Source organism: Bordetella muralis (assembly GCF_965139205.1).
Lineage (GTDB): Bacteria > Pseudomonadota > Gammaproteobacteria > Burkholderiales > Burkholderiaceae_B > Bordetella_A > Bordetella_A muralis.
On the sequence record NZ_CBCSIU010000004.1, the window covers coordinates 234,318 to 247,172 of the forward strand.

General features: G+C 57.6%; 10 protein-coding genes and 1 tRNA gene. 6 read left to right on the plus strand and 5 right to left on the minus strand.

Annotated features, from left to right (window positions below; genetic code table 11):
* The first annotated feature begins 1 nt into the window (after position 1).
* On the plus strand, positions 2–907 hold the full coding sequence (locus ACNA0I_RS09605) for a LysR family transcriptional regulator (protein ID WP_009459605.1): 906 nt from the start codon (positions 2–4) through the stop codon (positions 905–907).
* 150 nt (positions 908–1,057) lie between these two features.
* Here the strand turns inward: ACNA0I_RS09605 and uvrB are convergent, their stop codons facing one another.
* Together uvrB and ACNA0I_RS09615 are read right to left on the minus strand one after the other, a co-directional pair.
* Positions 1,058–3,034 carry an excinuclease ABC subunit UvrB gene (gene uvrB / locus ACNA0I_RS09610; RefSeq protein WP_009459603.1) on the minus strand — a complete coding sequence of 659 codons (1,977 nt, stop codon included), beginning with the start codon at positions 3,032–3,034 and terminating at the stop codon, positions 1,058–1,060.
* 374 nt (positions 3,035–3,408) lie between these two features.
* Positions 3,409–3,840, minus strand: a complete 432-nt coding sequence (locus ACNA0I_RS09615) for a DUF488 domain-containing protein (RefSeq protein WP_009459601.1) — start codon at positions 3,838–3,840, stop codon at positions 3,409–3,411.
* 492 nt (positions 3,841–4,332) lie between these two features.
* On the opposite strand from ACNA0I_RS09615, the gene ACNA0I_RS09620 reads away from it, so the two are divergent.
* From ACNA0I_RS09620 to ACNA0I_RS09630, 3 genes are all read left to right on the plus strand, one after another.
* The gene (locus tag ACNA0I_RS09620; RefSeq protein WP_009459599.1) at positions 4,333–5,274 is read left to right on the plus strand and encodes a LysR family transcriptional regulator; all 942 of its coding nucleotides are present in this window, start codon (positions 4,333–4,335) and stop codon (positions 5,272–5,274) included.
* 466 nt (positions 5,275–5,740) lie between these two features.
* Entirely contained in the window at positions 5,741–6,955 is a 1,215-nt protein-coding gene (locus ACNA0I_RS09625; protein ID WP_009459598.1) for a glutathione-independent formaldehyde dehydrogenase, read from the plus strand.
* 503 nt (positions 6,956–7,458) lie between these two features.
* Positions 7,459–8,349, plus strand: a complete 891-nt coding sequence (locus ACNA0I_RS09630) for a LysR family transcriptional regulator (RefSeq protein ID WP_019726376.1) — start codon at positions 7,459–7,461, stop codon at positions 8,347–8,349.
* A 22-nt stretch (positions 8,350–8,371) separates the two neighbouring features.
* Here the strand turns inward: ACNA0I_RS09630 and ACNA0I_RS09635 are convergent, their stop codons facing one another.
* On the minus strand, positions 8,372–8,665 hold the full coding sequence (locus ACNA0I_RS09635) for a helix-turn-helix domain-containing protein (protein ID WP_009459591.1): 294 nt from the start codon (positions 8,663–8,665) through the stop codon (positions 8,372–8,374).
* Between ACNA0I_RS09635 and ACNA0I_RS09640 the strand changes: the two genes are divergently transcribed.
* Complete coding sequence (locus tag ACNA0I_RS09640) at positions 8,623–9,438, plus strand: substrate-binding domain-containing protein (RefSeq protein WP_023095485.1); 816 nt, start codon at positions 8,623–8,625, stop codon at positions 9,436–9,438. The two genes, ACNA0I_RS09635 and ACNA0I_RS09640, sit on opposite strands and share 43 nt — an antisense overlap.
* 118 nt (positions 9,439–9,556) lie before the next feature.
* Entirely contained in the window at positions 9,557–10,525 is a 969-nt protein-coding gene (locus tag ACNA0I_RS09645) for a Dyp-type peroxidase (RefSeq protein WP_009459580.1), read from the plus strand.
* Between the two features lie 37 nt (positions 10,526–10,562).
* Here ACNA0I_RS09645 and ACNA0I_RS09650 read toward each other — a convergent pair whose 3' ends face one another.
* Together ACNA0I_RS09650 and ACNA0I_RS09655 are read right to left on the minus strand one after the other, a co-directional pair.
* A complete protein-coding gene (locus ACNA0I_RS09650) occupies positions 10,563–12,506 on the minus strand; it encodes a tyrosine-type recombinase/integrase (protein ID WP_009459572.1) in 1,944 nt (647 codons plus the stop codon).
* Between the two features lie 226 nt (positions 12,507–12,732).
* Positions 12,733–12,808, minus strand: a tRNA-Gly gene (locus ACNA0I_RS09655).
* Between the last annotated feature and the right edge of the window lie 47 nt (positions 12,809–12,855).

Genomic DNA, 12,855 nt, shown 5'->3' on the forward strand with positions numbered 1-12,855 from the left:
CATGAACAAGGAAATGGAACTACTGCGCATCTTTCGGGTGGCGGCCGAAAGCAGCAGTTTTCGCGATGCAGCCGTCCGGCTGGGGACTTCTCCGCAAGGTGTCACCCGTGCCATCCAGCAACTGGAGCAACACTACGGCGAGGTGTTGTTTCATCGAAGCACGCGCCAGGTGCGCATCACCGCCTTCGGCGAAGGGCTGTTAGACCAGGTGCGCCCGGCATTGGAGCGGTTCGAGGATCTGTGGCGAACGCCTGGCTCCGACCAGCAGGCATCCCTGTCCGGTACGGTTCGCATCACCGCACCGCACAGCTTGGGCACCAGAGCGGTGCTGCCGGCACTGGAGCGCGTGGCCGCGCGTCATCCCGACATCACGCTGGATGTGCGCCTGTCCGATCGCATCAGCAATACGGTTGACGAAGGGATTGACGTCGGAATCAGGGTCGGATTCATGCGTGATAGCCGCTTCGTCGCACGCAAGGCAGCCGACATGAAACTTCCGATCGTTGCCGCTCCGCGCCTGATCAAGAAAGTGGGCGTACCTGAAAACATCGATGCGCTAAGCAGCCTGCCAGCTACCGTGGCCTTGGATATCAATACCGGCCGTCCCTGGCCTTGGCACTTCAAGGCGGGACGCCAGTGGACACCTGCCGCACCCACTCTCGTCGCCGACAATGCCGACATGGAAATGGGAGCGGCGCTGGCCGGGATCGCGTTCGCGCAACTGGCGGACTACATGGCCGCCCCCTACATTGCCAGCGGGAAGCTCGTGCGAGTGTTGGAGAGCGAAGAACCTCCGGCATGGGGGTTGTACGTCTATCGGCCTCAGCGTGGCCCCATTCCGGGAAGGGTTCGAGCGGTATTTGATGAAATGCTGGTCGCCGTTGGATCGTTGCCAGCTTTGCGCTGACACGTCGCAAGACACTGAAAGGCACACGCCCTGGAAAGCGGGGCACTGAGCCTTGGCGGCTCGCCCCTCCGGTTGAATGATGAGCCGACCGTCTGCCCGCTTGCGCCAGGTGCAGATCGGTCGGCCATGCAACCCTATGCCGGCAAACGATTAGATGTAAATGAATTGCCGGTACAAACCATCCAACTGACGACGAATATCTTCGACGCGCTGCTCGTCACCGGTATCGGTAAATTCGAGTAGCTGCTGTTCCTTGGCAGTGATCTGATCGCAAAGGTCGGACAAATTCTCGCAGAAAGCCTCGGAGTGAACGGTGGGCTCCTCCGTATTCGTCTCTTCTCCTGCTAGTTTTCGCACAGACGAGGCCGGAGAAATCCCATTTTCCTCGTTAAAGGCAATTTGAAGCTGCCTGCGCCTATTGGTTTCATCGATCGCCTGTTTCATCGCCGGAGTCACCGCGTCGGCGTACAAGATCGCCTTGCCGTTTTCATTCCGAGCGACTCGACCTATCATCTGAATGAGAGCATGGGCCGAACGCAAGAATCCTGCACGGTCTGCATCGAGAATAGCAACCAATGATGCCTCTGGAATATCCAGCCCTTCGCGCAAAAGACTAATCCCAATCAAAACATCGAACTCTCCTGCGCGCAGGCCATTGATGATCTCAACACGATCCTCCGCTTTTATGTCCGAATGCATGTAGCGCGCTCGAATCCCGTTGTCCGTCAAGAAATCCGTTAGCTCTTCTGCACTGACCTTCGTCAGCGTAGTCACGAGCACGCGATTTTTCTTCTTCACGCACTTCGATATTTCGGCAAGCAGGTCATCTATGTATCCGTCCGCTTTCCGCACCTCAACCTTGGGATCAAGCAGTCCCGTTGGTCTGATAACTTGTTCGACAACCCTGTCTTTCGACACCCTCAGCTCGTAGTCTCCCGGAGTAGCGGAAACAAAGATGGTCTGAGGCTTGACCTTCTCAAATTCACCAAAGTTCAACGGGCGATTGTTCTTAGACGAAGGCAAGCGGAACCCGTAATCTATCAACGTCTCCTTGCGCGCCTGATCCCCCCGGTACATTGCGGATATCTGTGGCACCATGACGTGGGATTCATCGACGAACAGAAGCCCATCTTTCGGCAGGTAATCCAGCAATGTGATCGGAGGCGAGGCCGGGTCCCGTTCGCTGAAGTAGCAGGAATAATTTTCCATGCCCGAACAATAGCCTACCTCGCGCATCATCTCCACGTCATGCGTGATCCGCTCGTACAGCCTGTTTGCCTCGACCAAGCGATTATTCCTGTTCAGCTCGGCAACCCGCTCTTCCATATCAGCGAGTATCTTCTTGGACGCGGAATCTATTTTATTCGTGGGCGGTGCAAAAAGCGTCTTTGGCGAAACCAAGTAATGGTCAATTGCCCCAAGCGTTTTACCTGTAACAGGGTCTAGCCATTGAACAGACGCAACAGAGTCATCCAGCAGTTCCACCCGAACTGCCCTATGCTCGGAATCAGCAGGAAAGATATCGATCACATCACCTTGAGCGCGAAACGTTGCACGTTTGAGAGTGCGCTCAGTGCGATCATATTGCAGCAGAGCCAAACGACGAATCAGCTCTCTCTGGTTTAGTTTGACCCCAGGGGACAGAGCGATCTGCAACGCTCGGTACGCCTCCGGGTCACCCAGGCCGTAGATTGAAGACACCGAAGCGACGACGATCACATCGCGGCGCTCAATCAAGGATTTGGTCGTGGACAGGCGTAGGCGCTCAAGGTGATCGTTGATGGCCGAGTCCTTTGGAATGAAACGATCGGTGCCCGGCATATAAATCTCGGGCTGAAAATAATCGTAGTAGGAAACGAAGTACTCGACAGCATTCTCAGGAAAGAAGTGCTTCATTTCACCATAAAGCTGCGCGGTCAATGTCTTGTTAGGAGCCAAGATCAACGTGGGCCGCTTCAGACGATGAATCACATTGGCCATCGTAAAGGTCTTACCAGAGCCGGTGATACCCTTCAGCGTCTGGTGTGTCGCACCTTCTTCTATGTCCGATAGCAGGCGCGCTATCGCCTCTGGCTGGTCCCCCGCCGGCGTATAGCTGGAGTGCAGAATGAACGTACCGGTTGACATTAGATATCTCCTAATTGAGCTACTTCAATTTGTCCTGATGTATCGGCTATTTCGGAAGACCTATAGCAGTACCAAACTGGGGTGTAAATGACGGCGATCCTGCCACGCCCCACCTGGGCGTAGGCGTCGCCAACATGATAGCCCAACACACGGGCGGGCTTCCCAGTGCATATCCGCCGAGCGCCACGACGTCAGCCAGCGGCCCGTCTGCCAATGCACCTGGAGCTACTCGCCTCGTTCAGCGCCGACATCGAGTCGTGGCGGGCGAGATTGCTCTGTACGCCCCATGTGTGGCGGCGGCTCCCGCCGATGCGCGCCTTTGCCTCTCTCAGCCATCAAGACGAGACGCCGGAGGCGTGGAGCTACGTCACCTGCTAAAGATGCACGATCTCAACATTCGGCCATTTGCCTGCAAGGTACTCGGCCACTAGCCTCCGATGGCAGTGATGGGGCTTGTCTTCGCTGCAAAGCAGGCAACTGTTATCAATCTTTTCTTTATCGATTGACTCAATCTTTCGGGACGACATTAAATCCAGAAACTTCCTCGCGTAGATATCCCAATCTCCCCCTTTTATTTTATATGCCTCGAACATGTCCTTGGTTGGAGCAAGTGCTGGCAGGTGCTCATATTCCATCCCACACAACGCCTCGGAAAAATACCGAAGATCCTCGCGCTTTGCGAAGCCGGCCAATTGCGAAACATTATTCAGACGAACATCGACTAGGCGTTTGGCACCAGAATCACCTAATTTGGTGAAGAAGGATCGCGCGGAGGTCTTAGTGAATCCAATCGTGAATATCTTCATCTGCCTTACTCCACTCGTTCCTTCATCCATAAATGGCTGTTATTGATCTGCCGCCAGGTACGCCCGTCAATCGCAGCCAAGGAAACGCCGGGGGCATGGCGTACTAGCTACTCCACAACGGCCACGGCAGGCTCCATTCTCTGGCCGCTTCAACGACTCGCGGCCACGACCCGAGCAGCTCAAGAGCTTAGCACCGCCTTTTGCGGTTGCGTGCTTCACCACTCCCGCTTCTTCCCTTCCAGAACGCGCCAACTGCTAAGCTACATGAGGACGACTCGCCCTACAGCGCGAAGCACCTGTGTTCGCGCTATTGGCTGTCCCGTGCGTTGTGGTGCTGGCCGCCGATGACGAGCCGAGCCTACTGAATGGGCACTGCGCACAACAGCCTTTCATGCGTGCCACCTGCGTGATCAAGGTTGAACGCAGATCGAAGCGTGCACAGGTTTTTTCATAAAAGTATAAAATTCAATCAACTCTATCAGAAGAAAATCTATGATCGTAAGAAACTTTGAATACTTGCTTGCTTTGCACCGTGAAGGCCATTTTGGCAACGCGGCAAAAAGCTGCAATGTTTCTCAGCCGACACTCTCCGCGGGCATCAAGCAATTGGAGGAAGACATGGGTGTCGAGATCGTGCGTCATGGCCGACGCTACGACGGGCTCACTTCTGAAGGAATGCGCGTACTGTCTTGGGCTCAGCAGATGTATGACGACTGCAAAGGACTGGAGCGAGAAATCTCCGCACTACGGCGGGGTATAGAGGGGAAATTCCGGCTAGGGATACTCCCAGGAACTGCCGGCGTAGCACCCACATTAAGCATCGCCCTTGCCGAAAAAACACCTTTACTTCAACAATCAATTCTGGTCTCCGGCGCTTCTTCCCTGCTGCAGGCGATTCGAGAAAACAATCTGGATATCGCACTCATGCATTTGGAGGATATTCCAGGGGAAGACTTCGATACTCACCTTCTGTACCGTGAACGCATTTTCCTTTTTCACGCCGCTAGAACACAGCAACCCCGAAGCACAACGTGGGACCATGTTCTTAATAGACAACTGTGCCTGCTGAACTCGGCAGTACCTGAATCCATTCAAGATAGACTGACGCAATGTACCGCACAGACTATTCGCACTGATTCAATTGACGTGCTATCGGCACACGTGGCGACAGGAAAATATTCGGCAGTTCTTCCGCAATCTCTCGCCGGCCAACTCGCACACATTCCGAATCTCCACGCAATCGGTATCAGTGGACCAATGTCACACTCAAATGTCGGATTCGTTGCTGGGAAAAATGCGTTCGAGGCACCGTCATCGCACGCATTGCTCGAAATGGTGCACACCCCAGAACTGGCCGCCGCTCTTCAATCCGTTATATCGATCCATCGTCGGTTCCAGCCCAAAGCAGACTCATCCCAAAGCCCCTTGAAATAGCGAGTCTCGAAGAGCAACGCTGTATTGCTTCAACCAGGCAAAGATGGCAGGCACGCCGTGTGCGCCGCTAACAGGCGCCACGTGCTGAGCAACCCATCGAAGGCCACCAGGTCTAGGGGCAACACGGGCGACAGGAGTACCTGCTGCATGCGGCCTCCTCATGTCTCGCTGGGTCAAGCTGACTATTCCTAGATCAAGCTAGGAGGCGCGATGTAGTGATGATCGTTGTCCTCTCCCAGCTAGGAGACGAGCACGGCTCGACGAGCCCGTGTAGATAGATCGTGTCTATCTGCACATAGATTATTCCAGTTTGACCACTTCTGAGCTTGATCCGATGCTGTCAAGACCGCAGAAGGAGACGCGGCCAACGGCTAGGCAGTACCACGATCGTTCTTCTTGACAGCGGTAAGTCTCGTTTCCCACTTCGATTTAGAAGATGGAAACATTAACGCACAGAGGTGACGAAATGACTCCGACCGGTAACCGAATCGTGACTTTCGAGAAGCCCTTGGAAATGAAGGTCAACACCTTCAAATTTCCAGAGCTGATAACCCCTCAAGGGAAAAGTGCACCCCACGGCGCTATCCTCAAAATAGTTACCACAAATATCTGTGGCAGCGACCTTCACATTTATCGCGGTTCGTTTGCTGTTCCCAAGGGAATGACCATGGGCCATGAAATGACCGGCGAAGTGATCGAAGTGGGATCAGACGTCGAAGTCGTGAAGAAGGGCGACATCGTTTCCGTCCCCTTCAATGTGGGTTGTGGGCGTTGCTACAACTGCAAGCATATGCGCTCCGATGTATGCGAGAACACCAACCCCGAAATCGACTGCGGAGCCTACGGGTTCAACCTCGGTGGCTGGACGGGGGGCCAAGGTGATTATCTCTTCGTACCGTATGCGGATTTCAATCTCCTGCGCTTTCCTGACAAGGATGCCGCCATGGAAAAGATCCGCGACCTGACCCTTCTCTCTGACGTACTACCCACAGCTTTCCATGGGTTCGCTGGCCCTGATTGGCCAGCCGCACCGGCCTACGTCGTCGGCGAAAACATCCTGATCTTCGGTGCCGGGCCGGTCGGCAGAGCGGGTGCCGCCTGCGCCAGACTTCTGGGTGCAGGCGCCATCATCGTTGCCGATTACATTCAAGAGCGGCTGGACCTTCTCAAGCCACACGGCGTGGAAACCATCAACCTTTCCGACGGCGTGCCGATCGAGGAACATCTCGAACGCATTACCGGGCACAGGGAGGTGGATCGCGTCATCGACTATGTTGGTGTGGACTGCCGCGGGTTTGGCGCGGAGGCTGACAAGATCGTGGAGAGCGCTGTTACCAACGCAATGCTCAAATATGTCCGCTTCGGCGGAATGACCAGCACGGTCGGTGTGTACTGCGCAAACCCGATCTCGAAAGACCCGAAAGCCAAGAAAGGCCATATGGATCTGGAATGGTCCAACGCCTGGATCAAGTCGCCGCGAATGTCGGCTGGTCAATCCCCGACGGCCAATTACAACCACGCGTTAATGCGGGCGATACTGAACGATCGCATGCCTTACCTTTCGCCGATGATGAACACTAAGTTCATCAAGCTCGAAGACGCGCCCGCCGCGTACAAAGAGTTCGACGCGGGTTCTGCATACAAGTACGTCATCGACCCGCATGGTTCAGTGCGGCAGTAAGTATCCGGCGCGGGCTACGCATCAGGATGTCTCACACTTTCTGGTGAGAGACATTCTGGCTCCTCTAGTCTCCGGCCAGCAACTGAAGCCGGCGAATATTTTCGCCGGCATTTGTCTGCTGCCCCAAGGCGTTGTGATTTTGACGGGGTGCTTGCCTTGGCTCGGGCCAGGAGCAGAACCTCAGCAATCCGCAGGTGATGATCAACCGCAGGCGTGTTCGAGCGCCTGGTTCGCAATCGGTCAAGGGTCGGACGGAGAAGATGCGCGGCATCCATTGATGTGCGTGGCTGAACATAGCCTTCGCCTGATCCTGACCACCCCACGGACTTGATCAGTCTCGCCTGGTGTTGTGCCGGCCTCGGGCCATCGCACGATCAGCCCAGCCCTGGCTCATTTAGCCAGAAGTTTCCAAAGACGTGGCCGAACTCGCCGCCGCCGAAATGGCAGTCACTTCTATAGGGAGATAGCACAGTGTTGGATAAGTCGGAACGGGAGGGTGGCCTATGGAGCTGCGCCATCTTCGCTGCTTCGTAGTTCTTGCTGAGGAGCTACATTTCACGCGGGCGGCTGAGCGCTTGCATATCGAACAACCACCGCTATCACGAGCCATCAAGGAACTTGAGGACGAGTTGGGCGTAGTGCTCTTCGACCGAAACCGACGAGGAACAGTTCTGACGGCGGCGGGTGCGGTCTTCTTGCAAGATGTACGCCGTCTATTCACTGTGCTGGAACAGGCTCGTGAAAATGCCAAGGCTGTGGCATCGGGCTTGCGCGGTAGCCTGCGCATCGCAGTATCAGATGGAGCTATCGATCCACGACTGTCGGCATTTCTGGCTCGTTGTCGCGCCGAGGAGCCGGAGATCGAAATACGCTTGTCAGAAGTGCCTCTGGCAGAGCAAGTGCGCGGTTTGCGCTCGGGCGACTTCATGATCGGGTTCGCGCACACGGCCGATGTCGGCGACGGTATCGCTGCCGAGGCAATCTGGCACGACCCGCTGGTGATTGCTGTGCCAGCTCGGCACTCATTGCTCACCTACAAGGAGGTGCCACTTCAAGAACTCCAAGGCCATCCACTTGTCCTGTGCGACCCGCAGGTATGCGAGGGTTATTGCCGCGAACTCAAGCGGCTGCTCAACACGTTGGAGCACAAGCTGAATGTTGTCGAGGAAGTATCCTCACTGGACATGATGCTCACCTTGGTCGGCGCCGGCTACGGCATCGGCTTCATGACGGCGACCAAGATTCCCATCTCTCAACGGCCGGATGTGGTGATCCGCCCCTTGGCGATGGATTCTGCCGTGATCACGACCTACCTGCTTCGGCCCGACGGCAGCAATTTATCGGCTTCGGTAGAGCGATTTGTCGTTCGCCTACGCGACTCATCGGACGGTTGACGGAGCCTGGCAAGCCAGACACTCAGGGATCGGTGTCGGCACGCAGATTGCGTTCGGTCGCCGTCATCAGGTCAGCCGCGCTTATTCCGAGTGCCGTAGAAATTTTCAGTATGAGCGGAAGCGTGGGCACGTGCTCACCACGCTCGATCTTACCCATGTGAGAACGCGAAATGCTTGCCCGAGATGCGAACTCGTCTTGCGCGACTCCTTGAGCGACGCGCGCAGCGCGCACGGCCTGTCCGAAGGCTAACGCCGACTCGGATTCATACGTCGATGTGCCAGAAGGACGGCCTGGCTGAATTGTTGATTTCTGCATTAGCAGAAGCGTCAAACAATCTGCCACAATTAACCACGTTAAAGATAACGACGTTAAACTTCACTCTTTACTGCGACGCTGGTTTGCCTTTCTGGACAGATCGCTTATTGGGGGCCCTCATGCATGACGCCACCAGCCAGTTTTCCCATTTCAGGCTTGCTATCGCACCTGGAGTGCCATCCTCTTGCCTCATAACGCTTCTTGCCCTTCAGCGCGCAGAGGAGCCTGAAGTCACCATCGCGTTCTTTGAGACCTCGGGCGACGACCTGATGACGGGCCTTGAGGAAGGCCGCTACGACGCCGGAATCTCGCTTCGGAACGCTGGTGCTCCAGCCGTGAAAAGCCAGCCGCTCTGGGTCGAGAACGTGGCCGTTGCAATGCCGCTGGGGTCCCCCTTACTTGCCCAGGCGAAGATCACGCTTGCCGAGCTTCTGGACTATCCGGTGTTTCGCTGGCCGGCGGAGGCATGCCTACTGCTCGATCAGCGACTGTCTTCCCTTCCGTTGAGCCAACAGAGCGTGCAGCATGTGACTTCGTTCGAGATGATGGCGCTTTGGGTCACCGCTGGCTACGGTGTGGGGCTCTCGGCGCAATCGCGCATGGAGCGTGCCCATGCGTGGGGGATCACTATGCGACCGCTTTCAGACGGCCCCTACGAGATCGTGACATACCTGCAGCGGCCCCACGGACGAGCCAATGCTGTTTCTGAGCGGTTCGAGCACAGGGCAATGCTGGTTGCCAGGGATAGGGCGGCTTGCTCGAATATCCCATAGCCCGCTCTCGCCGAGGCTGCGTTCGGGTAATTACCGCGGCACGCACCTGTTAGCGCGCCAGTGATAGCGCTTCCATCTTTGGCAATATGATGAATTAACATGGTCTTTGGAGGCACGAATGGTTGGAAGTGGTTGGGACCGAGTACCAATTGACTCGCAAAGCATCGATGCGCCGCTGTCGCGCGCGGCGGTGTTTCTCACGTTGACGGTCGCCGAGGGCCACGAGGCCCTTCAGGCGGTCGCCGGCATCTTGGACGGGCTGGACGACCTGATCAAAACGGTGGGCTTCCGCGATCTCAACGGCCGGCTGTCGTGCATCACTGCGCTGGGATCGGCGCTATGGGACCGTTTCCAGACCGGGAAGCGCCCGAAGGAACTACGGCCCTTCGTGCCCATCGAGGGTGCCAAGCACACCGCGCCTGCCACGCCCGGCGACCTGTTCTTTCACATCCGTGCCGAACGTGAGGATCTCTGTTTTGAATTCGAGCGCCTGCTGCTGGACCAACTGGGCAGCAGCGTGACGGTGGCCGACGAGGTGGTCGGTTTTCGCTACTTCGACTCCCGCGACCTGCTTGGCTTTGTCGATGGCACGGCCAACCCGACCGGGCACGACATCGGCGCCTCGACGCTGGTCGGCAGTGAAGATCAGGCGTTCGCCGGCGGTAGCTACTTGGTGGTGCAGAAGTATCTGCACCAAATGCAGCCGTGGGCTCGGCTCGCCAAGGACGAGCAAGAGCGGATCATCGGCCGGGAGATCGTCAGCAATGTCGAATTGCCCGACGCGACGAGCGGCCAGAAATCGCACAAGACCCTCGCCACAATCGTGGACGACGACGGCACCGAGCACGACATCCTGCGCGACAACATGCCCTTCGGCCGCCCCGGCCAGGGCGAATATGGCACCTACTTCATCGGCTACTCCAGGCATCTGTGGGTGACGCAGAAGATGCTGGAGCGCATGTTCCTCGGCGATCCGCCAGGCATGCACGACCGCCTGCTCGATTTCTCGACGGCGCACACCGGCGCCGTGTTCTTCGCTCCCGCACCGCGCACGCTGAGCGAACTCGTGGAGGCGGTGCAAGCGTAATGCAGGGGCCACAAGGCCCCTGCAAGGTTTGAGAGCCCTATGCTCCGTCTAGAACTACTGCGCTATCCACCAGCCGACGAACGCTTTGCCGCACATCCTCGGGGATGGGGTAAGGGGCAATGGCCTCGGGCATATCCGCATGGTGCTGGTAGTCGCCCATGATGACCCGGATGATCGCCGGCACGTTGGTCGGCGTGACCGCATCAATGGCCGCGCGGTCCCCCAGGTCAGGGTGCGGCTGGGTCAGCATGCGGTACAGATCCCACGAATCCGCGTGCAGGCACTGGTTCATGAGCACCTGGGCCAGCTTGTGCTTGAGCGGCACCAGTTGCCAATCGGGAACACGCTGCCCCCGATTACCCAAACTGATGGACAGCAACTTGCCCGCTTTCAGTTCGCGGTTGATCTGGTCCTTGGACTTTCCAGCCAGCTTGCCGAACAGCGGGACCGGCAAGCTGCTTGGAGACTCGTAGATGGTCAGCATTTCCTCGCGCTCGCGCTGGATCGCGGACACTTCCGGCTCTGGGGCATGCGTCGGAGGCGGCGGCACCTGAGACAGCCGCTGGAACGTGATCCCGCCGCTGCTCGGGGTTACGACAATAGGCGTGGCCACGACGGGCGGGACGCCGGGAGGAGTGGGCTCGGCCATCGTGAGGGTCGCATCCATCGTTTCCTCCACTTCTGCCATTGCCGGCACCCCGTCGATACGGATGGTCAGGTGCGCGCTCGCGGCTTCCACTTCGCCCTGTTCGAGCAGGTCGAGCCGATCGGCCCAGTCCTGCATCATCCGACGGCGCGGCTCAACGTACTTGGCGTGGTTGTAGGACGAACTCACCTTATTGGGGTCGGAATGGGAAAGCTGCGCGTCCACCCAAATCTTCGGGTAGCCAATCTCGTTGAGCGCCGTCGAGATGGTGCCGCGGATGCCGTGGCCGGTCAGGCGCCCCTCATAGCCCATGAGCTGCACGGCCTTGTTGAGGGTGTTCTCGCTGATGCGCTTCTTGAGTTCGCTGCGGTGTGACAGCAGGTACCTCTGCGCCGGCCGCATCACCCCCAGAAGATAGCGCACGATCTCGATGGCCTGCAGGGATAGCGGCACGATATAGGGGGGCACATCCTGCGGCCGCTTCCCTGCCTTGCGCATTTCATCCTGGAGCTGCTTGACGATCTGCGGCGGGATGATCCACAAGCCCCTGTCGAGGTCGAACTGTTCGGGTTCGGCCAACCGCAGTTCGCCGGTGCGCACCCCGGTCAGGAACAGCAGCCGGACGCCAAGCTGGGTCTGCCAGCCACGGGGGTTGTAGAGCCGGAGCTTCTGGAGGAACTCGGGCATCTCGGGCAGGTGCAAGTAGGGGTTGTGGGCTACCGGGGGCTTGGGTTCGGCTACCACGTCCAGGTCTGCGGCCGGGTTGACCTCCAGCCCCTCGGCGATGACCAGGGCATAACGGAACATCTGGTTGAACCAGGTGCGGACCTTTTCCGCAGTAGTGAACGCCTTGCGCTTCTCGATCGCCGCCAGGACGCCCAGAAGCTGAGGGCGGCGAATGTCATAGATCGACATCTTCCCCAGAGTGGGCAGCACGTCTTTGTTAAAGATGCGCAGGATCTGGGAAAGCGTGCTCTGACGGCCTTCCTTGAGTTCCTTACGGCGATGCTCGACCCAAGCATCGAAGACGGTCTTGAAGGTGTATTCGCCCGCCAGCTTGGCCGCGTGCCGTTTCTGGTCGCGCTCGACCTGGGGATCGATCCCCCTGGCAAGCAGGGCCTGGGCCTTGTCTCGCTCGGTCCGGGCTTCACGCAGGCTGAGGGCAGGATAGCCGCCCAGGCACAGGCGCTTTTGCTTGCCCAGCCAGTAGTAGCGGAATTGCCATGACTTGCCGCCTGCGGCTGAGACCATCAGGCCCAGGCAGTCGTTGTCGGAGAGGGTGTAGCGTTTTCCGGTGGTCTTCGCCTGCCGGACGGTCAGATCAGAGAGCGCCATTTCGAGACTCCTAAGTAATGACTTAGGCCCTATGCTCGTCATGGTTCCCGCTCAGCCCCAGCAACTATCCGGTAGCCGCCCCACCCGTATTCTTGTGCCTTATTTGGTCACTCAAAAACGGTAGCTGTGGGTGGATTTCCGTGGCACTCGCTGGAATGAAAAAAGGAGCCGAAGCTCCTTTTTTCAATGACCTACAGACCCCAGTAGAAGTCTGTGGATCAAAATTTGGAGCGGGAGACGAGTCTCGAACTCGCGACCTCAACCTTGGCAAGGTTGCGCTCTACCAACTGAGCTACTCCCGCATGGCTGCAAACTATGCGTCAGCAGCGAAGAAACGAGATTCTATATG